Genomic DNA, 21,585 nt, shown 5'->3' with positions numbered 1-21,585 from the left:
CCCGATAGGTTCCGTGCTGCCGGTCGAGGAGATCGCAGACGGGAGGACTCAACCTCGGCCGATGGTGAGCACCTGCGCGTCGGGGAAGGCATCCGCGTCCAGCACGCTGCGACCGTCGATGACGACGGTCACACCCGGCAGGTCCGCCGCGGTGAGTCCTCGGTACTCGGCGTGGTCGGTCTGGAGGATCGCGACGGCGACCTCCGCGCCCATGGCGTGGGGCTCGAAGCCGAGCGCGCTGAGCTCTTCATCGGAGTACATCGGGTCGTGCACCGTCACCTCGGCGCCCTCGGCCCGCAGAGCCTCGGCCGTGCCGAAGACACCGGAGAACGCAGTCTCCTTGACCCCGCCGCGGTAGCTCGCCCCCAGCACCACGACCTTCGCGCCGGTGAGGTCGCCGTAGGCGCCCTTCGCCATCCCGACGGCGAAGCCGGGCATCGCAGCGTTGGCCTCGCGCGCAGCCCGCACAACCGTCGCGTCCTCGTCGTTCCAGAGGTAGAGCCGCGGGTAGACCGGGATGCAGTGTCCACCGACAGCGATGCCCGGGCGGTGGATGTGGCTGTAGGGCTGGGAGTTTGACGCCTCGATGACCTGGTAGACGTCGATGCCGGCCCGCTGGGCGAAGACAGCGAACTGGTTGGCGAGGCCGATGTTGACGTCGCGGTAGGTGGTCTCGGCGAGCTTGGCCATCTCGGCGGCCTCGGCTGAGCCGAGGTCCCAGACGCCGTTGCCACGCTCAAGGTCCCGCCGGTCGTCGAACTCGAGCACCGACTCGTAGAAGGCAGTGGCCGCCTTGGCCCCTTCGGCACTCAGGCCGCCGACGAGCTTGGGGTATTTGCGCAGGTCCTCGAAGACGCGTCCGGTGAGGACGCGCTCGGGGGAGAAGACGAGGTGGAAGTCGGCGCCCTCCGTCAGGCCCGAGCCTTCTTCGAGCATCGGCTTCCACCGGGTGCGGGTCGTGCCCACGGGCAGCGTCGTCTCGTAGGCGACGAGGGTGCCGGCCCGGAGTCCGGCCGCGATGTCGCGTGTCGCCGAGTCCATCCAGCCGAAGTCGGGAACGCCGTCAGTGTCGACGAAGAGAGGCACGACGACGACCACGGCATCGCTCTCGCGCACTGCGGCGGTCGTGTCTGTCGTCGCAGTCAGGCGGCCGGCGCCCACGACATCGGCGAGCTTGTCGGACAGGTACGCCTCACCGGGGAAGGGCTCGCGGCCGGCGTTGACGAGCTCGACGGTCGACGCGTTGACGTCAGCGCCGACGACGTCGTGGCCCATAGCGGCGAACTGCACGGCCAGCGGGAGCCCGATCTTGCCGAGCCCGACGGTGGTGATCTTCACGATGTGGTCCTTTGTGAGTGGCTCAGGCCTGCACGAGGCGGAGGGTGTCGCCGACTTCTTCGTAGGTCTCGCCCGTCTCCGGGCAGCGCCACACGGTGTCGGTCTGCTCGAGTGGCACGCCGGCTCGGCCGACCCAGCGGATCCGGCGAGCTGGGACCCCGGCGACCAGTGCGTGGTCGGGCACGTCGTTGGTCACGACGGCCCCGGCCGCGACCATGGCCCAGCGCCCGATCGTCACAGGCGCGACGCAGACCGCACGGGCCCCGATCGAGGCACCGTCGCCGACGGTGACCCCGACGGGCTCCCAGTCCTCGGCAGACTTCAGCGAACCGTCCGGCGCGACCGCACGAGGGAAGTGGTCGTTGGTGAAGACGACGGCCGGGCCGATGAACACGCCGTCCCCCACGACCGCGGGCTCATAGACGAGCGCGTGGTTCTGCACCTTGCAGTTGTCGCCGAGGCGCACACCGGCGCCGATGTAGGCGCCGCGGCCGATCACGCAGGTGCGGCCCAGGACAGCCCCCTCGCGAACCTGTGCAAGGTGCCAGACCTTCGAACCGTCACCGATCACCGCTTCGGCAGCGACATCGGCGCTGTCGTGCACGAACATCCCGAAACCCCGTCCACTGCTGGAAAAGCCACCGTGAGTCTACGGGGCACACCACCACGAAGCCGACATTACGCGCGAGACGCGACAAGGGCCTCGCGCCAGTCGCGGATCGGGACAATGCCGGCGTCGACGAGCGAGACGTGCGACAGCACGCTCCACGCGGGGCGGGGGGCGGGGCGGGGGAAGGCGTCGGACGTCGTCGGCAACACCCGCTCCGGTGGCAGGCCGCTCAGCTCGAAGGCCGCCCGAGCGAGCCCGAACCACGTCGTCTGGCCGCTCGAGGTGCCGTGGTGGGTGCCGTAGGGCGCGCCGGCCGCCACGAGCCGCAGGATGAGGTCGGCGAGGTCGGCCGTCCACGTCGGCTGGCCCACCTGGTCGTCGACGACCGACACGGTGTCGCGCTCAGAGGCCAGGCGCAGCATCGTGGCGACGAAGTTCGGCCCGCCGGCACCGTAGAGCCAAGCCGTGCGGACGACCCACGACTGGGGGCACAGCGCACGCACGGCCCACTCGCCGGCCGCCTTGGTGCGCCCGTAGGCCGAGCGTGGTGCGACCGGGTGGTCGACGGCGTAGGGCTCGGTCGCGGTGCCGTCGAAGACGTAGTCGGTCGAGAGGTGCACGAGGCGGGCGCCGCCCCGGGTGCAGGCCCGGGCGACGTTGGCGGCCCCGATGGCGTTGACGGCGAAGGCCGCCGGCTCGTCCGTCTCGGCGTCATCGACCCGGGTGTAGGCCGCGGTGTTGACGACGAGGTCGTGGCCCTCGACGGCCGCGACGCACTGGGCGGCGTCGGTGACGTCGAGGTCGTCGCGGTCCATGGCCGTGACGACCCAGCCGGCGGCTCGGAGCGCCGGCACGAGGTCGTGGGCGAGCATGCCGCTCGCGCCCGTCACGAGCACGCGACCGGCGCCGACGGCGTCGGGGCCGACGGTCATCGGCCGAGCCTGGCGTAGGTGCGCTCGGCCTCGACCTTGGCCGCCTGCCACCACTCGGGGTTGGCGCGGTACCACTCCACCGTCTGCTCGAGGCCCGCGCGGATGTCGGCGTACCGCGGCCGCCAGTCGGTCTCGAGGCGCAGCTTCGTCGCGTCGATCGCGTAGCGCAGGTCGTGGCCGGGGCGGTCATCGACGTGGTCGAACCAGTCGGCGGGCCGGTCCATGATCTCGAGGAGCATCCGGACGATGTCGAGGTTGTCGCGCTCGCCGTCCGCGCCGATGAGGTACGTCTCGCCGAGCCGGCCCTGCTCGAGGATCGCGATGACGGCGTCGTTGTGGTCGTCGACGTGGATCCAGTCGCGCACGTTGAGCCCGGAACCGTAGAGCTTGGGCCGGATTCCGTCGAGGATGTTCGTGATCTGCCTCGGGATGAACTTCTCGACGTGCTGGCGCGGCCCGTAGTTGTTCGAGCAGTTCGAGACCGTCGCCTTGATGCCGAACGACCGGATCCAGGCCCGCACGAGCAGGTCGGCGCCCGCCTTGGTGGCCGAGTACGGCGAGGACGGGTTGACAGGCGTCTTCTCGGTGAACCGCTCGTGGTCGTCGAGCTTGAGGTCGCCGTACACCTCGTCGGTCGAGATGTGGTGCAGGCGCCGGTCGTGGCGGCGGATCGCCTCGAGCAGGGTGAAGGTGCCCACGACGTTGCTCTCGACGAAAGGCCACGGCGAGTCGAGGGAGTTGTCGTTGTGCGACTCGGCGGCAAAGTGCACGACCACGTCGTGGTCGGCGACGAGCGGGTCGACGAGCGACGCGTCGGCCACCGACCCCTCGACGAGCCGTACGGAACCGTCGCCACCGGATTCGGCCAGGACGGGCGCGAGCGACCGGCGGTTGGCGGCGTACGTCATGGCATCGAGCACCGTCAACGTCCAGTCCGGGCGCGTCTCGCGGGCCCGGAGCACGAAGTTCGAGCCGATGAACCCGGCACCGCCGGTCACGAGGACGCGCATGAGGCGAGGGTAACGAAGCGGGGGAAACCTCGCGGCCACCTCCTGTTTCCCACCCCTCGATATGCTGCCCGGCGTGAAGATCTCGGTCATCGGATGCGGATACCTCGGTGCGGTCCACGCCGCCTGCATGGCCGACTTCGGCCACGACGTCGTCGGGGTGGAGGTCGACCCCGACAAGGTCGAGAAGCTCGCCGCGGGGATCCCGTCGTTCCACGAGCCTGGCCTCGCGCCGCTGCTGCGCCAGGGCGTCGACGCCGGCACCCTCGTCTTCACCACCGACAAGTCGCAGCTCGCCGACGCCCGCGTCCACTTCATCGCCGTCGGAACGCCGCAGCGGGGCGGCAGCTACGCGGCCGACATGAGCTACGTGTGGTCGGCCGTCGACGACATCATCGCCAACGCCCAGCCGCACCCGGACGGCCCGATCGTCGTCGTCGGCAAGTCGACGGTCCCCGTCGGCACCGCCCAGGCGATGGCCGACCGTTTCGCCGAGGCGGGCCTCGACGCCGTCGTCGTGTGGAACCCCGAGTTCCTGCGCGAAGGCTTTGCCGTCAAGGACACCCAGCACCCCGACCGCGTCGTCTACGGACTGCCCGACGACGTCGAGCGCGGTGACCTAGGCCGCGCCCTACTCGACGAGGTCTACGCGCCGATCATCGCGGCGGGGACGCCCCGTCTGCTGCTCAACTACCCGACCGCCGAGCTCGTCAAGGTCGCCGCCAACTCCTTCCTCGCCACCAAGATCTCGTTCATCAACTCGATGGCCGAGCTGTGCGACGTCGCCGGCGCCGACGTGTCCAAGCTCGCCGAGGCCATCGGCCACGACGACCGCATCGGGCCGAAGTTCCTCCAGGCCGGCATCGGCTTCGGCGGCGGCTGCCTGCCCAAGGACATCCGCGCCTTCATGGCCCGGGCCGGCGAGATGGGTGTCGACCAGTCGCTGACCTTCCTGCGCGAGGTCGACTCGATCAACATGCGCCGCCGCGACCATGCCGTCGACCTCGCCTCCGAGATGGCCGGCGGACGTCTCGTCGGCGTCAAGGTCGCGGTCCTCGGCCTCACCTTCAAGCCGGACAGCGACGACGTGCGCGACTCGCCGGCCCTCGACATCGCCGGACGCCTGTGGGGTCGCGGCGCCCACGTCGTGGCCACCGACCCCGCCGCCTCGGGCATCGTGCGACGGATGCGCCCCGACCTGCACATCGTCGACACGGCCGACGAGGCCCTCGCCGGCGCCGAGCTCGTCATCCTCCTCACCGCGTGGAAGGAGTACGTCCAGCTCGACCCTGCGCGCGCCAAGACGCTCGTCGCGGTCCCGCGCGTCATCGACGGACGCAATGTCCTCGACCCCCAGGCGTGGTCCGAGGCCGGATGGGACTACCGCGGGATGGGCCGCCGCGCCAGGATCGGCTGGTAACCCTGCGACACGAATTGCGGTCAAACGCCCGACTCCTCTCGCAGCGGTTGTGCGGCCACGTCGACTAGGGCACCGCAACGACAGCGGACACTCCTGTTGGCTTGAACGTCGGGGCACCTGTCATCCGGTTGTTGCCCCAGTCCTTGACCGTGGTCCTCGGATTCTGGAATCTGGCCGACGAACCGGTGTCGCCGGACAGATCGGCGTTCCGCAAGGCGAACGTCCGCTGGTCCCTTGCAACCGTGGAGGCTAGAAACAGGCCGTACTGCATGAACCTGTTGGTGGCGGTGACGACGAGTCCATCGAGGGTGATGTTGGAGCCCTGTGCAACGTAGACGCCGTAGATGTTCCTCGCCACGTTCTTGTTCCCGGCGTTGTGGATGCGGACGCCCGACAAACGGATTCGATCCTGACTCGACCCCGTCGTGGACGAGAAACGTAGACCGACGCGACCGCAGGTGTCGACCACGAGCGCCGTGCCTTCGACGTCGTGGCTGTCGAGGATTGTCAGTCCGTCGAGCATGCAGTTATAGACGGCGACGTTGCTGATGGTGCCGCCTCGCACCGACCCGAGGTACAGCCCCCGCCCGCAGTTCGTGGCCGTGACGTTTGAGACGGTGACGGCTCGGAACTTCTTGGCTGATCTGAGGTCGGAGGCCGTGTTGTTGAGGCTGACGGCGACGTCTCCGCACGAGTCGGCCGTGACCCCCGTGATCGAGGTCGCGACCGAGTCACCAGCGCTTGCCGCAGACAACTGGATCTTCAGCCCGTTCAAGGGGATGGATCTCAGGTCCAGGCCGGCGATGTTCACGCCAGTGCCGTTCTGTAGGTACACCCCGTGCTGGCCGCGGATGTCGTGAATGTGCGAGCCATCGATCATAACGTGCGTGTCGGTGAGCGACCCGATGATGCCCTGGGACGTCCCAGAGATGTCGACGTCGTTGATCCCCACGTATGAGTTACCGCCGCTGAGGAGAATGCCAAAGCCCGGGGAACCGACTCCCGAGGAGATGCCCGGCCCGACGCCAACGATGGTGACGCCAACGATCCGGACACCGGCTGTGCCGCTGAGCCGGATCGCCGCACCGGAGAAGTTGGTGAACCTCGTCTGGGAAATCGTGACGTTGTCGGCAGCGACGGAGACGCCCATGGCAAGCGGGGAGCTACCTGCGACGTAGTCGGTGCCCTTGCCGATGAACTGCCCGCCGAACAGCGTGGATCCGGAGCCAAGGGTGAGGGTGACGGCGTTTGAGGCCGTCTGGGTGATGGTGGCCTGGGAGGCGTCGAGATACACACCCGCGGGGACCATCAAGCCACTTGATACGGAGAACGAGCCAATGAGCCGTTTCACCCCCCGTGGCGTGGACGTGGCCAGGAACGCCCTCAGGATGCTTGTGCTGTCGCCAGACGACGGCGCGGAGAGCGTCGGACCCACGTGAGCGTCGACCACGGCAGCAGCGTCCCCAAGCTGAAGGTATCGATCGTCGAGTGCCGACTGTGTCTCAGTGCCCGGGGTGCTGACGGCGGATGCGACAACCGGGTCCATTGCTCCGAGGTCGGTCACCTCGCTGGCCCGCAACTGGCTTCCCGGTGATCCCGCAGCCAAGATTGTGGCGGCAGCTGCCGAGGCTGCGAAAAATCGGCGCATGGACATGGCGGGTCCCTCCCCTCCCCGTGACCCGTCGAGAACCTCGCCCCCCAGCGACTCGACGTGCGACCAAGGTAGATCCCGGTTCGGACTCTCGTCCGTCGATTTCGCAATCTTGAGTTTTGTTGCGTACCAAGGAAACCCGACATGCGCCGTATGCCTGATTCATTCCTTCCGATCTGACTGTATTTACCCTTTCTTGACGAATCCGAGCGGTTCTCCCGGGAATGCCCAGATTGGCGACCTACCATGGGTCCATGCCAGTTGGCATGTCGAGATCGACCTAGGGGGTTCGGTGCTCGGGGACAACCCTCAGACCCGCGGCATTCTTTTCATCTGCACCGGCAACATCTGCCGCTCGCCCTACGCGGAGCGTCGCCTGCGGCAGCTCCTGCCCAACGCCGGGGCTCTGATCCAGAGCGCCGGGACCGGCGCGGTCGTCGGATCGGGCATCGAGGACGCGACGCGAGAGCAGCTGCGTCGCCTCGGGGCCGACGTCACCGACTTCCGTGCGCGCCAGGTGAGCCCGGAGATGGTCGATGCCGCCGGCCTCGTGTTGACGATGACCCGGGCACACCGGGGCCAGGTGGCCCGGCTGCGCCCGGCGGCGATGCGTCGCATCTTCGCCCTCGGCGACTTCGCCGACCTGTGCGCCGAGTCGCGCACCTGGCGCTCGATCCTGCCGACGCAGCCGTGGCTCGACCAGGTGGTGACCGAGGCGGCCGCCGCGCGAGGCACGGTGGTGCCCCGCGACGCCGACGAGATCGACGTCGTCGATCCCTTCAGGCAGTCCGCACGCGTGCACGAGGACGCCTTGTCCCGCATCGAGGACCAGCTGGACGTCGTCGTCACCGCGCTCGCGTCGGTCGTCGGGTCGGCCCGGGTCTGAACCCCCGCAGCCACGCACGCGAGAGGCCGCCGCTCCCCGAGGGGTGCGGCGGCCTCCGTCGTTCGTTCAGCGGAAGATCCAGTTCGTTCAGCGGAAGATCCCCTGCGCGGGTGCGTCCGCGTCGCGTCCTTGGACCGGGCGGGCAGGCGTGGCGGCGGCCGCGGGTGGCGGGGGAGCGCCGTTGGTCGCTGGGCCGTGCCCTGCACCGAAGCCGGTGTCGTTGATGGTCGGCTCGGCCGGGCGTGCGGAGCCACGCGGCAGGACGTCGTGGCGGTCGTCGGGGTCGGCCACCGGCCGGCGGAACCGACGCGGGCCGCGGTCCTTCGCGCGCTGCCGCTCGCTCTCGGGCCGGTAGTCGTACTCGTACGTGCCGTAGCCGGAGCCGAGGTCCTTGACGCGCACCCGGTTGAGGATGACGCCGAGCACCGAGCCGTTGACGGCCTCGAGCGACGCGAGGGCCCGGCGCACGTGCTCGCGCTGGGCCACGCCCGCGCCGACGACGACGATGGCCCCGTCGACGATCGTGCTCAGCACGGCGGCGTCGGTGACCGGCAGCAGCGGGGGAGCGTCGATGAGCACGTAGTCGAAGCGGTTGCAGAGGTCCTCGACGAGACGCTCCATGTTGGCCGAGCCGAGCAGCTCGCTCGGGTTCGGCGGGATCGGGCCCGCGCCGAGCAGTCGCAACCCGGTACGGCCGAACGGCTGGAGCACGTCGTCGACCTCGACCCGGCCGACGAGCACGTCGGTGAGGCCGACGGACCCCTCGAAGCCGAGGTAGTCGAGCAGGCGCGGCCGCCGCAGGTCACCCTCGATGACGACGACCGACAGGCCGGTCTCGGCGAGGCTGAGGGCGAGGTTGGCCGTCGTCGTCGACTTGCCCTCACCGGGCAGCGACGACGTGACGACGATCGACTTCGGCGGGTTGGCGACGTCGATGAACTGCAGGTTGGTGCGCAGCGAGCGGAAGGCCTCCGCGCGTTGGCTGCGCGGGTCGACCTGGACGATGAGCGGGTGCGCCGACGCGTCGGTGTCGAAGGCGATGGCGCCGAGCAGCGTGCGGTCGGTGACGATCTCGAGGTCGCGCTGGTTCTTGACCGACTTGTCGAGCACATCGCGCAGCAGCGCGAGACCGAAACCGAGGAGCAGACCCATGACGAGGCCGAGCGCGAGGTTGCGGGTCGGCTTCGGGCTGACCGGCGCGGTCTCCAGCGTGGCCGGCGTGGTCACGGCCACCTCGATGGGCGAGTCCTTGCCCGGGCGGCTCTCGATCTCGGCGACGTACTTCGGAAACACCTCGGCGATGGCCGACGCGATGCGTTGCGCACCGACGGGCGTGCTGTCGGTGACGGTCACGTCGATGAGAACGGTGTCGAGGGGGATCGAGGAGCTGATCTGGCCGGCCAGGGCCGCCGGCGTCGTGGAGAGGTGAAGCTTCTCGATGACCGGCTGGAGCACCTTCGGGTCTTCGAGGACCTGAGCGTAGGTCTTGACGCGCGCCTGCGTGAAGGTGCTGCCCTGCTGCAGCGACGTTGCCGAGTCGTCGCTCGTCGTCGACACGAAGAATCGTGTGGACGATGCGTACGTGCGGGGCGACAACGCGGTGTAGGCGGCCGCGAGGCCGAGGGTCACGAGTGTGACGGCGGCGATGATCATCCACCGCTTCCGGATCACGCTCAGGTAGTCCTGGAGCTCCACAAGTCTCGTCTCTCTCCGTCGGTCGGCCTCCGGGAACTCTCGGTAGGTCGATCCCCCGGGGTACATCCGACACGTTCGCTCTGCGCCGCATCCTAGTGCCGACGCGCCCGAGTTGCGCCGGTTCGTCCCGGCGGGTCCGTAGAGTGAGGCTCGTGACCCGCTGGATGCGCTCCTCGACCGGACGGCTCGCCCTCGTGGGCCTGCTCGTCCTGCTCGTCGTCGACGCCGCCCTAGTCGCGCTCGCCTTCCGCCCCGAAGCCGTGGGCGCCGAGCCCGTGACGCCGGCGCCGCGCTCGACCCCGGTGACCTCGACCCCGACACCCTCGCAGACCCCCGAGACCCGGCCGGTGCCGCTGCGCCAGGTCGTCGTCGCCCTCGACGACTCCCGGGCGTGGCGCGCCGTGCTCGGCACGTGCGAGAAGGGTGGTGCCGCGATCGAGGTCACCGGCGACGGTGGCCGCACGTGGGGCACCCGGGCGCTCCCGGCCAAGGCCAAGGCGCTCGGACGCGTCCAGCCCGTCTCGGCCGACCGCGCCTTCGTCATCGCCGCCGATGCGGGCTGCAAGGCGGGGGAGTACATCACCGAGGACGGCGCCCGCACGTGGGACGGCCCGCGCGCCCTCCAGGGCGGCTGGTCGCGAACCCCCGGTGGCGCGTCGGGCACCGTCGTGACACCCGAGCGCCCGGACGCTCGCCCGTGCGGGTCGGGCTCGCTCGTCGACCTCGCTCGCGTCTCCGGCACGGCCGCGCGCGCCCTCTGCGGTGACGGATCGCTGACGACCTCCGGCGACGGCGGCGCCACGTGGAAGACCTTCGCCCAGGCCGACGGCGCCCTCGCCCTGTCGGTGCGCGAGGAGAAGGGCTCCGCCCGCGCCTACGTCGCGCGCGTCGCCGACGGCTGCGAGGGCGTCGAGCTCGCCCGGGTCACGGGCAAGTCGGCGACGAGCGTCGCCTGCATCGCGACCCCGGACGGCCTGCCCGAGGGACGCGTCTCGATCTCCGTCGTCGACGCGGCCGGCTGGCTCGCCGTCGGTGACACCGTCTGGCGCTCCGGCGGCGACCTGCGCACGTGGACCCGCACCACGTGACCGCCCCCTACGCTGGCTGACCATGAAGGGGATCGTGCTCGCCGGCGGTACCGGCACCCGGCTGCACCCGATCACGCGCGGCATCAGCAAGCAGCTGATGCCCGTCTACGACAAGCCGATGGTGTACTACCCGCTCTCGACGCTGATGATGGCCGGCATCCGTGAGGTGCTCGTCATCACGACGCCGTGGGACGCCGACCAGTTCTGCCGGCTCCTCGGCGACGGCTCCCAGTGGGGCATGTCGATCAGCTACGCCGTGCAGCCGAGCCCCGACGGCCTGGCCCAGGCGTTCGTCCTCGGCGCCGACTTCATCGGCGGCGACACCGTCGCCCTCGTCCTCGGCGACAACATCTTCTTCGGCCCCGGCCTCGGCACCCGCCTCGCCGAGCACACGACGCTGACCGGAGGGCACGTCTTCGCGTACCGCGTCGCCGACCCGACGGCCTACGGCGTCGTCGAGTTCGACGACACCGGGCGCGTCGTGTCGATCGAGGAGAAGCCGGAGCGGCCCCGCAGCAGCTTCGCCGTGCCCGGCCTCTACTTCTACGACAACGACGTCGTCGGGATCGCCGCCGGCCTGACCCCGAGCGCCCGCGGCGAGCTCGAGATCACCGCCGTCAACGAGGCCTACCTGCGCCGCGGCGACCTCACGGTGAGCGTCCTGCCCCGCGGCACGGCCTGGTTCGACACCGGCACCTTCGAGGGCCTCATGGAGGCCAGCCAGTTCGTCCACGTCGTCGAGGCCAGGCAGGGGCAGAAGATCGGCTGCGTGGAGGAGATCGCCTGGCGCAACGGCTGGCTCGACGACGACGGCCTGCGGGTGCATGCCGAGGAGCAGGTCAAGAGCGGTTACGGTCGCTACCTGCACGGGCTCCTCGACGAGGGCAGGGACTCGCTGTAGCGGCCGCCCGACCCCACTGACGGCGCCGCCTGACCCGACCTCCTCACGACCTCACAACCTCACAACCGGAGGACACCCCTGATGGACATCCGACCGCTGCGCATCGCCGGCGCGTTCGAGGTGACGCCCCGCCAGTTCCCCGACGACCGGGGACTGTTCGCCGAGGGCTTCCGCGTCGACCACCTCGCGGGGACCATCGGGCACGAGATGGCGGTGCGCCAGACGAACATCTCGGTGTCGCGGGCCGGTGCACTCCGGGGCATCCACTTCGCCGACGTGCCGCCCTCGCAGGCCAAGTACGTCACCGCCACGAGCGGCGTCTTCGTCGACTACGTCGTCGACCTGCGCATCGGGTCGCCGACCTTCGGGGAGTGGGACTCCGTGCTGCTCGACACCATCGACCGACGCTCGGTCTACGTCGCCGAGGGCCTCGGGCACGCGCTCGCCTGCGTCGAGGACGGCACGGCGGTCTACCTGTGCTCCGAGGTGTTCAACCCCGCCACCGAGGGCGGCATCAACCCGCTCGACCCGCGCGTCGGCCTCGACCTGCCGGCGGGTTTCGAGCCGATCGTCTCGGCCAAGGACGCCGCCGCCCCCACCCTCGACGAGGGAGCGGCCGCCGGCCTCCTGCCGACGTGGGACGCGTGCCTGGCCTTCTCGCGCGAGCTCGCCGAGCAGGCGGCCCGATGAGCCCCGAGAGCCCCGAGAGCCTCGAGAGCCCGGTGAGCCGGGAGGTGTCGCCCGACGCCGGTGGCGCGGTCCCGGCCGGCCGCGTGCTCGTCGTCTGCACCGGCAACGTGTGCCGCTCGCCCTACATCGAGCGCCGCCTCGCCCAGCTGCTCGGCGACGCCGGGCTCGTCGTGTCGAGCGCCGGCACCCGGGCTATGGTCGGCGCACCGATCGAGCCCGGCTCGGTGGAGCTGCTCGAGCGGGCCGGGGCCGACGCCGCCGGGTTCGCCTCGCGGCAGCTGACGCCGGCGATCCTCGCCGAAGCCGACCTCGTCGTCGCGGCCACCCAGAAGCACCGCTCCGACGCCGTCGCGCTCAACCCGCGCGTCCTGCGCCGCACCTTCACCCTCGGCGAGCTCGCCGACCTGCTCGCCGACACCGACCTGTCCGCCGCGCGCGCTGAGGCCCTGGCCGAGGCATCCGACGGCTCCCCGCCAGTGACGCCGTGGGTGACGCGCGTCGCCGAGGCCGCGCGCGACCGTCGGGGGTTCGTGCGGGCCCGCCCGGCCGACGAGTCCGACATCCCCGACCCGTACGGGCGCGGAGCCGAGGCGTACGCCGTCATGGGCGCCGCCATCGAGGACGTGCTGCCGGTCGTCGCCCGGGCACTGCGCCCGCCGACCCGCTGAGGACATGCCGGACATCCCGCCCGAGTGTGCGAGCGACCCCTCGCCACAAGGCCTTTCGCCCCTACCATGACCGCGGGGGACCGTCGGGGGACGGGAGGTCGGCTGCGCCGTGCGTAGGGGGATGATCCATGAGGAGAGGGCTGGCGACGGCTGCGCTCGTCGCGCTGCTCGTCATCGACGCCGTGCTCGTCGCCGTGGCCCTGCGGCCGGGCGGCCTGCACGGGCCGCCGGCCGGGACGGCGGTGGCCACCCAGGTGCCCGGCAGCACCGCGTCGACACCCACCACGACCGGCCCGCCCACGCGCACCAGCGGCCCGACGGGCGCCCCGACGACGCCGACGGCAACGCCGCGTCCGACGACCTCGGCCCCGACGAACCCCACCACGGCGACCGCGACAGCCACCCCGGTGGCCCTGCTCGTCGCCGGCGTCGACGCGTCGACCGCCTACCGCGGGGCGACCGGCACGTGCCGGTCCGGCGGCGCCACGCTCGAGGTGACGACCGACGGGGGCGCCACGTGGACGACGCTGCGCCCACCGGTCCGGGCCCTGCCCCGCGTCCAGCCCCTCGACTCGGCGCGTGTGTTCGTCATCGGGTCGTCGGGCGCGTGCGAGCCACGCCAGTACGCCTCTCGTGACCGCGGGAGCACGTGGCAGGCGCCGGCCGCGGTGACGGGCTCGTGGGCGCGTCGCCTCGACGACCCGGCGAGCATCCTCGCCCCGAGGGCGACCGACCCGAAGCCCTGCGGCGGTGCCACCGTCGTCGACCTGTCGCGGACCTCGGCCACGCGGGCCCAGGCCCTCTGCGCCGGCGGCGAGGTCGTCGGCTCGAGCGACGGCGGCCTCACGTGGCGGGCCGAGGGCGCGGCCGCCGGGGGAGTCGCCCTGTCGAACCTCGACGACTCGGGCGTGGTCACCTACGTGGCGCGGGTCGTCGGCGCCTGCGGTGGTGTGCAGGTCGTGCGGGTCGAGACCGACCGCAGCACGGTCGTCGCCTGCGTCGGTTCCGCCGCGCCCCGCGACGGACGCGTCGCGCTGTCGGTGACGCCGCAGGCCGGGTGGCTCGTCGTCGGCGACCAGACGTGGTCGGCGGCCGGCGACCTGCGCAGCTGGCGCGAGGTCTGAGGGGCTGGTCAGGGCTCGTGGGTGAGCGGGCTCAGTCCTGGTAGGAGTTGAGCTCGTCGTTGCGGATGGCCTCGCCGAGGTCCTTCATCTTGACCTCGTCGACGATGTCGATCGACGCGCCGGCGGGGCTCGTGCCGAACCCGGTGAACGGGGCCGTGATGAAGCGGATGTCGCCGCCGCGGATGTCGCGCAGCGCCAGGGCCTCCGAGCGCATCGTGCCGACGTCGAGGTGCTGGTCGACGGTGAGGTTCTTCGTCGCGGCATCGGCGAACTGGCTGAGCTTGACCGGGTTGAGCAGGACGTCCTTGTTCAGCGTCTTGAGCATGAGCGCCTTGATGAACGCGAGCTGGCGGCGGCCGCGGGAGATGTCGCCCTCGGAGAGCTGGTGACGCTCCCGGACGAACGCCAGCGCCATGTCACCCGTCATGTGCATGGTTCCGACCTTGAAGTCGTAGCCGTTGTCCTTGCTCGGCTCCTCGACGTTGACGTCGACCCCGCCCACGGCGTCGGTCATGCTCTTGAACTGCTCGAAGCCGAGCATGGCCACGTGGTCGACCCGGACGCCGAGCAGGTCCTGCATCGTGCGCACCAGCAGCGGCGCGCCGCCGAACGCGTACGCGGCGTTGAGCTTGTTCTTGCCCCGGCCGGGGATCGAGACGTAGAGGTCGCGCGGGAAGTGGATGAGCGTGACGCGCGAGTGGTCGGCCGGGATGTGCACGAGCACCATGACGTCCGACCGGGCGCCGACGCGGTCGGGCCCGGCATCGTTGCCGATGATGAGGTAGTTGGTGCCGTTGCCGGTCGGCTGCGTCACGACGCTGCCGTCGGGCAGCGTCGGCAGGGCGCCCGGCCCCGACGCGTCGGGCAGGAGCAGCTCCTGCTTGACGTTGTCGGTCACGAGGTGGTTGAGCCAGGCCAGGTAGCCCCCGACGGCGAGGACCGGCACGAGCAGGAGCACGAGCGCGGCGACGAGCACCTTGCGGTTGCGACGCTTCTCGCGCCTGCCGCCGCCGTCCTCACCGCCGCTGCGTCCGCGTCCCTCGCCCTCGGACCCACCGGACCCGGACGAGCCCGAACCTGCGTCGGCGGGCGCGTCGCCGTCGACCCGGTCGCGGTCGAACAGGTCGTCGGCGGTCCCGCGCGTCGTCTCCACGCGGTCAGTGTAGGTGGCGGGTTGCACCCGTTCGGGCACATTCGGGTGCCTGCCCCGACGCGCCTACACTGTCGGCCATGTCCGGAGCAGGAACCCGTCGACGGTCCGAGGTCACTGTCGTCCTCGTCGGCGTCCTCGCGTTCGCCGTGTACGTGTGGGTGCTCGTGCAGGCGACCCCGTTCGTCGTCACGGTCTTCGGCTTCGCCTCCGACTACCGGCCCAAGCTCTACGCCGCGTACCTCGCCGTGCTGACGGGTCTGCCCGGACTGCTGTGGACGCTGCCGCGCGCCCTGCGTCCCCCGCCCCCGCACGTGCCGGCGTCACGGGTGGCGACGACGCGGCGCGAGGCGGTCGCCACCGGGCCGCGCCACGGGCGCACCGACCTGCTCGGCATCGCGCTCATCCTGCTCGCCCAGGTGCCGCTGCCGGCTCCGTGGGGCCCGGCCGGCAAGGCGGCGACGGTTGCCAACATCACCCGCTCGCCCGAGATCGTCCAGCTGAGCGCGTCCTTCGCGACGTACTCGCTGGCCGTGTTCGCGGCAGGCCTGGTCGCGGCGGTCATCGCCAAGGTCTACGCCCACGCCGCGGCCCAGCGGGTCCTCGCGATCATCCTCGCCGTGGGCGCGCCGGTCGTCGCGTGGGTCCTCGTGCTGCGGGCCTTCAGCTGACCCGGAGAGCGAGCCTGCCGGTCGGTGCCCGCCTCACCCATCCCGTCCGAGCAGGTCGTCGACCTCGTCGCGCATGCGGGCGTGGAACCGTGCCTCGGAGAACTGCCTCGCGTGGGTCCGGACCGCGTCGGCGTCCCACCGGCGCACACCTGCTTCGCCGATCGCGTCCCGGATGGCATCGGGCGTCGGCGTCGAGAAGAAGACGCCGTTGACGGACGCGTCGATGGTGTCGAGATAGCCACCACCGTGCAGGGCCAGGGTCGGCACCCCGAACGCCGCCGCCTCGAGCGGTGTCAGGCCGAAGTCCTCGAAGCTGGGCGCGAGCAGCCGCGTCGCGTGCCCGTAGGTCCAGCGCAGCTGCGCGTCGGTCAAACCGCTGACGAGGCGCACGTTCTCCGGCGCCTCCGCGCGCAGCCGTGCCTCCATCGGACCGGCACCGACGATCACGAGGCGCTCGGGCAGGCCCCGAACGGCCTCGACGGCGACGTCGACGTTCTTGTACGGCATGAGCCGCGACACGACGAGCAGGAAGCCGTCCTCCCACCCGTCGAGCTCGGGCACCGACTCCTGCGGTCCCGTCGGGTCGATCCCGTAGGGCGGAGCCACGACGTCGGCCTCGAGGCCGTAGGCCTCACGGACCTGCTCGCGCACGAGCGTGGAGTTGACGAGGTATCGGTCGGCGGTCGCGGCGGCGGCGCGGTCCCACCGCTTCAACCGGTCGCTGAGAGCGGCGAGTGCCCGGCCGCGCAGCGAGCGCCCGGACGTCTCCCCGAGGTAGGCCCCCGGCTGGTAGAGCCAGCGCGCCGGCGCGTGGCAGTACACGAGCTTGCGTCCGGTGGTCGGGACGCCGTGCGCCCAACCGGAGCTGGAGGCGATGACGACGTCGGCGTCGATGGGCAGGCGCGAGACCGCCCACGGCAGGATCGGGAGCGCGACGCGGTGGTCCCGGCGCAGCATCGGGACCCGGTCGATCGGCGAGACGACGACGTCCGCGTCCCCGAACTCGGGATAGGTGGTGCGGGGGTTGTAGAGCGTCGTGTGGATCGTCGCCTCCGGAAAGGCACGGAGAAGTGCGAGGACCACGCGTTCGGCGCCACCGCGCTGCGTCAGGTAGTCGTGGGCGATGGCGACGCGGGGCCGTCGGGTCAGGGGCCAGGACGGCGCGACGACCCGCTGTCCGGGAGCGGTGGGGAAGGTCGGACGCTCGGTCACCATGCCGGCACCGTCCGGGGAGGCGTGGACCTGGTCATCTGCGGCTCCGGGTCGGCGGGAGGTGCGCAGGCGTGCACACCGCGAGGGGCTGGCACGGCCTGACGAACGCCCCGGTCCAGGTCATCTCAGGCTAACGAGACGGACACCCTCATGTAGGCATTTAGCGTGAAGAGGCGTGCTCCCACACCCGCGTGAGGGCCATGGCCGTCGTGGAGGCGAGGAACCGGTGCGTCACGTCGGCATGGGCGCGGGCAGCCCGGGCCAGGGCCGACTCGGGGTCGTCGAGGACGTCGAGGATCGCGGAGGCGAGGGCGTCGGGGTCCCCGGGTGGCACGAGCACCCCGGTGGCCGCGGCAGGAGCGGAGGACGCAGTGGAGTCGGGGGAAGCGCCCGCGTCGGTGCGCACGATCTCGCACACTCCGCCGCCGCGGGTCGCCACGACGGGCACGCCGGCCGCCATGGCCTCGGTGACGACCTGGCCGAACGGCTCGGGAACCGTGGCGGCGTGCACGGCCACCGTGGCCCGGTCCAGCTCCTCGCGCGGGTCGGAGGTGAAACCGACGAGCTCGACGCAGCCGTCGAGGCCGAGCGCCCGCACCTCGTCGCGGACGGTCACCGCGTACGCGTCGGCCCCGAAGGCGGCGTCGCCGACGATGCGGACGCGTGTGCCCGGGTGGGCGTCGACAACGCGTCGGGCCGCGCGGACGAGGACGAGCTGTCCCTTGGTCGGGCTGATGCGACCGACCATGACGACGACCGGTGGGCCGTCCGGCTGACGCTTCCGGGGCGCGGGCGCCACCTGCTCCGGGGCGAGCCCGGGGTGCACGACGGTGAGCCGCCGCGCGCCGGGCAGGGTCACCGCCGTGGCCTCGGAGTTGGCGACGACGGTGTGCGGGACGCGTCGGGCCAGCGCCTGCAGGAGGTGCGCGGTGCGCGCCGGCAGGTAGTCGGCGGCGAGCCGGTCGTGGACGTGCCAGACGAGCGGCCGCCGGGCGAGGGGTGCGGCGAGGACGCCGGCCAGGTCGGACTTGAGGGAGGTGGTGTGCACGACGTCGACGTCGAGCCGCCGCAGCGTTGTGACGAGCCGCCGCAGGAACGAGGCGCTCGCGCCGATCCGCCGCGGGTGGAGCAGCGTCGACGGGTCGGCCCTGCGATCCGTGGCGACGACGTCACCCGCGAGTGGCACGACGACGACCTCGTGGCCGAGCGCGCGCACCCGGTCGGCGAGCGGCCCGTCGGCGAAGAGGACGACGACCGGGGTGACGCGCTGCGGGTCCAGGCTCGCGAGGACGCGCACGAGCGCGAGCTCGGCACCACCGGGCTCGGCGGTGTGGTCGAGCACGGCGACGCGGACGGGTCGTGACACGGTGCGAGGCTACGACGCGAGACGGGCCGAAACGGGCGGATCGGGCCGTAATCGATCGACCTGCTGACATACTTCCGCTCATGCCGGCCTCCTCGCCCGGTGACGAGACCGGTCCCGACGACAGGGCGCTCGTGCCCGATGCCGCAGCGGCCCGTGACGTCGGTGACGACCCGACGGCGATGAGCGCCGGTCACCTGCAGGAGCGTGCGGTGCGGGGCGCCGCCTGGACGGTCGTGCACACGTTCGTCGCGATCCCCGTCGCGTTCCTCGTCAACCTCGTCGTGGCTCGCGTCCTCGGCGCCGCGGACTACGGCCGGCTCGCCCTGCTGACGGCGATCATGGAGTTCGTCTCGGGGCTGCTGACGACCGGGTTCGCGACGGCCGTCATCCAGTACGGAGCCAAGGCGCACGCCGCCGGGCGCACGGCCGACGTGGCGCGCCTGCTGTCGCAGTGGCAGGGTTTCCGGCTCGCCGTCGCGATGCCGGTGCTGCTCGTCGTTGTGTTCGTCACCGCCGACGTGCCGCCCTGGGCGATGGGGGTGGCGCTGCTCTTCGGCGTCGTGCTGCCCTCCGCGCTCGACGGCGGTGCGACGAGTCTCGGCATCGAGAGCAAGACGGCCGACGGGGCGAAGATCGCACTGGTGACGACACTCCTGACGCAGGTCGCGGTCGTCGTCGTGGCGCTCGTCGTGCGGACCCCGGACGCCGTGTGGGCCACGCGCCTGGTCGTGACCGGCCTCGCGGTCGGCCTGTGTCTCGTACGGGTCTCGCCCCGGTACCGCGCTGCGGTGCTGCGGCCCGCCCTTCCGCGGGGGATGCCGGCCGGCTTCTGGCGCTTCGCGGTGCCGATGGGTCTCGCCGGGGTGGTCAGCGGCCTCGTGTCCTCTCGCAGCGAGGTCTTCGTCCTGAGCTGGCTCGCGACGCCCGAGGCCCTCGGCATCTATGCGCTGTCCTTCGGCCTGGCCGTGCACACCTTCGCCCCGGCCCAGGCCATCGTCGGTCCGCTCATCCCGGCGATCTCGGGGCTGCGCGAGATCGACGAGTCGGCGGTGGCGCCGGCGTTCCGACGCGTGGTGCGCAGCGGGGCGACCGTCGTCGCGCTCGTCGACGCCGCGGCCGTGGCGCCGCTGGCCCTGCTCGTCCCGGTCCTCTACGGCCACCAGTTCGCCGACGCCTCGCCCGTGGTCCTGGCGCTCGCGGTGACCTCCGGCATCGCGACGGCCGGTGGTCCGATCTTCGCCTTCGTGACGGCCCGGCTGTCGGGCCACCCGATCCTCGTGGCCTACGTCGTGGCGCTCGTCGTCGACATCGGGCTGGCCGTGGTCCTCATCCCCCCGCTCGGGGTGTGGGGGGCCGTTGTCGCCAACGCCGGCGGCGCCCTGACGAGCCTCGGCATCCTGGCCGTGCGCGAGCTGCGCGCCCTGCGCCTGCCGGTACGCGTCGTGGTGCGCGACGCCGTGCCGCTCCTCGTCGGGTCGGTGTCGGCGGTCGGTGCCTACCTCGCGGGCGCTGCCATCGACGGTCCCGTGCTGCTCCGGGCGGTCGCCGCGGGGGTGATCGGCACGGTGGGCTGCATCAGCGTGCTGCGCCTGCTCGGCGCCGGCCTCACCGTGGAGGACCGCGGCGCCGTCGACCGCGTCCTGCCCGACCGCGTCCGCCGCCCGGCGTCGCGCGTTCTCGACCTCCTGGTCGGCGGCGCGTCCCGGACCCGCTGACCGGCTCGCCCGTCCCGACCGTCGTCCACGCGCGCTCACCACCTGCTCCCGCTGTGGGAGCAGTGCGTGAGGGCGGCGAGGTGTGGGGGTCGGCGGACGGTGCCTGGTCGGGATGCTCACCACCTGCTCCCGCTGTGGGAGCAGTGCGTGAGGGCGCGCGGTCAGGTGGTGGCGCGGCTCGGCTCGCGCAGCACGTCCGCGTGGATCGTCGCGTAGGCGGCGGCGACGTCGGACCAGTCGTACTCGCGAACCCGCTCGAGGCCCGCCGAGGCCAGGCGGTGCGCCCGGGACGGGTCATCCAGCAGGGCGCCGATCGCGTGGGCGAGCGCGCGCTGGTCGGTCGGGTCGACGAGGAGCCCGTCGGCGTCGTCGGTGACGAACGTGGCCGGACCGCCGAGGCTCGTCGCGACAAGGGGGGCCCCGGCTCGCCACGCCTCGAGCGCGACGATGCCGAACGCCTCGACCCGGCTCGGCACGACGACGACGGACGCCCGCCGCAGCCACGCGTCGACGCCGGCCTCGTCGAGGGCGCCGGTGAGCTCGAGCCGGTCGCCGATCCCGAGCGAGGTCGCGCGCTCATGCAGCAGTTCCGCCTGCGACCCGCTGCCGACGAGGACGAGCCGGGCGGCCCCGGCCCGCCGCTCCGTGTGCACGCGGGCCATGGCGTCGAGGAGCAGGTCGAAACCCTTGTTGTACTCGAGCCGGCCGATCCCGAGGACGACCGGCGGGTCCCGGTCCTCGGACCGCGGCGGGCCGGCCGGGCCGAGCGGGTACGCCGCCAGGTCGACCCCGTTCGGCACGACGACCCCTCCGGTGAGGCCGAACCGCGTCCGCAGATCGGCCAGGACCGACTCCGAGCAGCCGGTGGTCACAGCCGCGTCGGCCACGGCACGGGTCAACGCGCGCCGCAGCAGCGCCGACCCGCCGAACGCGTCGTGGTCGTCGGCCAGGGTCTCTCCGTGGCTCGAGACCACCATTGGGGTGCCGGTGCGACGGGACAGGGCCAGCGCCCAGGCCCCGTTCGGCCCGAAGCACTGCACGTGCAGGACGTCGGGGGCGAACTCGCGGTGGGCGGCGCGCCACTGACGCCACGCACCGGGTGCGGCCGTCGCGAAGCCCGCCAGGGATGGGACTTTCCGCGCCGGCATCGGCGTCGGCAGGTGGCGCACGAGGACGTCGTCGAGGACGCGCTCGCCGAGGTGCTCGCCCCGGTCGACCGTCCACACCTCGACGTCCGTGCCGCGCCGGCGCAGCGCTCGCGCCACGTGCCGAACGTGCGACTCGACGCCGCCGACGTAGGGGTCGTACGACGAGGCGACGAGGGCGACACGGGGCCGGCCACCGGTCACGCCGCCTCCTGGGTGTCGAGCTGGTGTCGAGCTGGTGTCGAGCTGGTGTCGAGCTGGTGTCGAGCTGGTGTCGAGCTGGTGTCGAGCTGGGTGTCGAAACGGCCCGGGTCCC

Annotated in this window: 19 protein-coding genes; 9 read left to right on the top strand and 10 right to left on the bottom strand. The window is 71.9% G+C overall.

What is annotated here, in order from left to right; genetic code table 11:
• Positions 1 to 48: 48 nt before the first annotated feature.
• The 4 genes from RY076_RS18380 to rfbB all read right to left on the bottom strand — a co-directional run bounded on the left by RY076_RS18380 (position 49) and on the right by rfbB (position 3,890).
• Positions 49 to 1,338 (bottom strand): nucleotide sugar dehydrogenase, encoded by a 1,290-nt coding sequence (locus RY076_RS18380; protein ID WP_323100611.1) that lies wholly within the window; start codon positions 1,336 to 1,338, stop codon positions 49 to 51.
• Positions 1,339 to 1,360: 22 nt separating this feature from the next.
• Positions 1,361 to 1,948: an acyltransferase gene (locus tag RY076_RS18375; protein ID WP_323100609.1), complete on the bottom strand. Its 588-nt coding sequence runs from the start codon at positions 1,946 to 1,948 to the stop codon at positions 1,361 to 1,363.
• Positions 1,949 to 2,016: 68 nt separating this feature from the next.
• The gene (gene rfbD, locus RY076_RS18370; protein WP_323100608.1) at positions 2,017 to 2,880 is read right to left on the bottom strand and encodes a dTDP-4-dehydrorhamnose reductase; all 864 of its coding nucleotides are present in this window, start codon (positions 2,878 to 2,880) and stop codon (positions 2,017 to 2,019) included.
• The gene (rfbB, locus tag RY076_RS18365) at positions 2,877 to 3,890 is read right to left on the bottom strand and encodes a dTDP-glucose 4,6-dehydratase (protein ID WP_323100606.1); all 1,014 of its coding nucleotides are present in this window, start codon (positions 3,888 to 3,890) and stop codon (positions 2,877 to 2,879) included. Before rfbB ends, rfbD begins: the two co-directional genes overlap by 4 nt.
• Before the next feature lie 73 nt (positions 3,891 to 3,963).
• On the opposite strand from rfbB, the gene RY076_RS18360 reads away from it, so the two are divergent.
• Complete coding sequence (locus tag RY076_RS18360) at positions 3,964 to 5,307, top strand: UDP-glucose dehydrogenase family protein (RefSeq protein WP_323100605.1); 1,344 nt, start codon at positions 3,964 to 3,966, stop codon at positions 5,305 to 5,307.
• Between the two features lie 64 nt (positions 5,308 to 5,371).
• Here RY076_RS18360 and RY076_RS18355 read toward each other — a convergent pair whose 3' ends face one another.
• Positions 5,372 to 6,757, bottom strand: coding sequence for a right-handed parallel beta-helix repeat-containing protein (locus tag RY076_RS18355; RefSeq protein WP_323100604.1), 1,386 nt, complete (start codon positions 6,755 to 6,757; stop codon positions 5,372 to 5,374).
• Positions 6,758 to 7,250: 493 nt separating this feature from the next.
• Here RY076_RS18355 and RY076_RS18350 point away from each other — a divergent pair, with 493 nt between their 5' ends.
• Positions 7,251 to 7,844 (top strand): arsenate reductase/protein-tyrosine-phosphatase family protein, encoded by a 594-nt coding sequence (locus RY076_RS18350; protein ID WP_323100603.1) that lies wholly within the window; start codon positions 7,251 to 7,253, stop codon positions 7,842 to 7,844.
• Between the two features lie 87 nt (positions 7,845 to 7,931).
• On the opposite strand, the gene RY076_RS18345 is transcribed toward RY076_RS18350, so the two are convergent.
• A complete protein-coding gene (locus RY076_RS18345; RefSeq protein ID WP_413785796.1) occupies positions 7,932 to 9,515 on the bottom strand; it encodes a tyrosine-protein kinase domain-containing protein in 1,584 nt (527 codons plus the stop codon).
• Positions 9,516 to 9,691: 176 nt separating this feature from the next.
• Here RY076_RS18345 and RY076_RS18340 point away from each other — a divergent pair, with 176 nt between their 5' ends.
• The 5 genes from RY076_RS18340 (at position 9,692) to RY076_RS18320 (ending at position 14,010) form a co-directional block, all read left to right on the top strand.
• Entirely contained in the window at positions 9,692 to 10,627 is a 936-nt protein-coding gene (locus tag RY076_RS18340; protein ID WP_323100599.1) for a beta propeller repeat protein, read from the top strand.
• Between the two features lie 22 nt (positions 10,628 to 10,649).
• Positions 10,650 to 11,528 (top strand): glucose-1-phosphate thymidylyltransferase RfbA, encoded by an 879-nt coding sequence (rfbA, locus tag RY076_RS18335; RefSeq protein WP_323100597.1) that lies wholly within the window; start codon positions 10,650 to 10,652, stop codon positions 11,526 to 11,528.
• Positions 11,529 to 11,609: 81 nt separating this feature from the next.
• Positions 11,610 to 12,218, top strand: a complete 609-nt coding sequence (locus tag RY076_RS18330; RefSeq protein ID WP_323100595.1) for a dTDP-4-dehydrorhamnose 3,5-epimerase family protein — start codon at positions 11,610 to 11,612, stop codon at positions 12,216 to 12,218.
• Positions 12,215 to 12,886 carry an arsenate reductase/protein-tyrosine-phosphatase family protein gene (locus tag RY076_RS18325; protein ID WP_323100593.1) on the top strand — a complete coding sequence of 224 codons (672 nt, stop codon included), beginning with the start codon at positions 12,215 to 12,217 and terminating at the stop codon, positions 12,884 to 12,886. The genes RY076_RS18330 and RY076_RS18325 overlap by 4 nt, the downstream gene beginning before the upstream one ends.
• A gap of 128 nt (positions 12,887 to 13,014) precedes the next feature.
• Positions 13,015 to 14,010 carry a hypothetical protein gene (locus RY076_RS18320; RefSeq protein WP_323100591.1) on the top strand — a complete coding sequence of 332 codons (996 nt, stop codon included), beginning with the start codon at positions 13,015 to 13,017 and terminating at the stop codon, positions 14,008 to 14,010.
• 31 nt (positions 14,011 to 14,041) lie between these two features.
• Here RY076_RS18320 and RY076_RS18315 read toward each other — a convergent pair whose 3' ends face one another.
• Positions 14,042 to 15,163, bottom strand: a complete 1,122-nt coding sequence (locus tag RY076_RS18315; RefSeq protein WP_323100589.1) for an LCP family protein — start codon at positions 15,161 to 15,163, stop codon at positions 14,042 to 14,044.
• Between the two features lie 77 nt (positions 15,164 to 15,240).
• On the opposite strand from RY076_RS18315, the gene RY076_RS18310 reads away from it, so the two are divergent.
• The gene (locus RY076_RS18310; protein WP_323100587.1) at positions 15,241 to 15,831 is read left to right on the top strand and encodes a hypothetical protein; all 591 of its coding nucleotides are present in this window, start codon (positions 15,241 to 15,243) and stop codon (positions 15,829 to 15,831) included.
• A 33-nt stretch (positions 15,832 to 15,864) separates the two neighbouring features.
• On the opposite strand, the gene RY076_RS18305 is transcribed toward RY076_RS18310, so the two are convergent.
• Both RY076_RS18305 and RY076_RS18300 read right to left on the bottom strand, forming a co-directional pair.
• Positions 15,865 to 17,046, bottom strand: coding sequence for a glycosyltransferase (locus tag RY076_RS18305; protein WP_323100585.1), 1,182 nt, complete (start codon positions 17,044 to 17,046; stop codon positions 15,865 to 15,867).
• Positions 17,047 to 17,203: 157 nt separating this feature from the next.
• Positions 17,204 to 18,409 (bottom strand): glycosyltransferase family 4 protein, encoded by a 1,206-nt coding sequence (locus RY076_RS18300; protein ID WP_323100583.1) that lies wholly within the window; start codon positions 18,407 to 18,409, stop codon positions 17,204 to 17,206.
• A gap of 80 nt (positions 18,410 to 18,489) precedes the next feature.
• On the opposite strand from RY076_RS18300, the gene RY076_RS18295 reads away from it, so the two are divergent.
• Entirely contained in the window at positions 18,490 to 20,124 is a 1,635-nt protein-coding gene (locus RY076_RS18295; protein ID WP_323100581.1) for a lipopolysaccharide biosynthesis protein, read from the top strand.
• 161 nt (positions 20,125 to 20,285) lie between these two features.
• Here the strand turns inward: RY076_RS18295 and RY076_RS18290 are convergent, their stop codons facing one another.
• On the bottom strand, positions 20,286 to 21,473 hold the full coding sequence (locus RY076_RS18290; RefSeq protein WP_323100579.1) for a glycosyltransferase family 4 protein: 1,188 nt from the start codon (positions 21,471 to 21,473) through the stop codon (positions 20,286 to 20,288).
• Positions 21,474 to 21,585: the final 112 nt, after the last annotated feature.

Origin of the sequence: Intrasporangium zincisolvens, assembly GCF_034724055.1 — a bacterium.
Taxonomy (GTDB): domain Bacteria; phylum Actinomycetota; class Actinomycetes; order Actinomycetales; family Dermatophilaceae; genus Monashia; species Monashia zincisolvens.
This window is presented reverse-complemented; position numbering and strand designations above follow the sequence as displayed.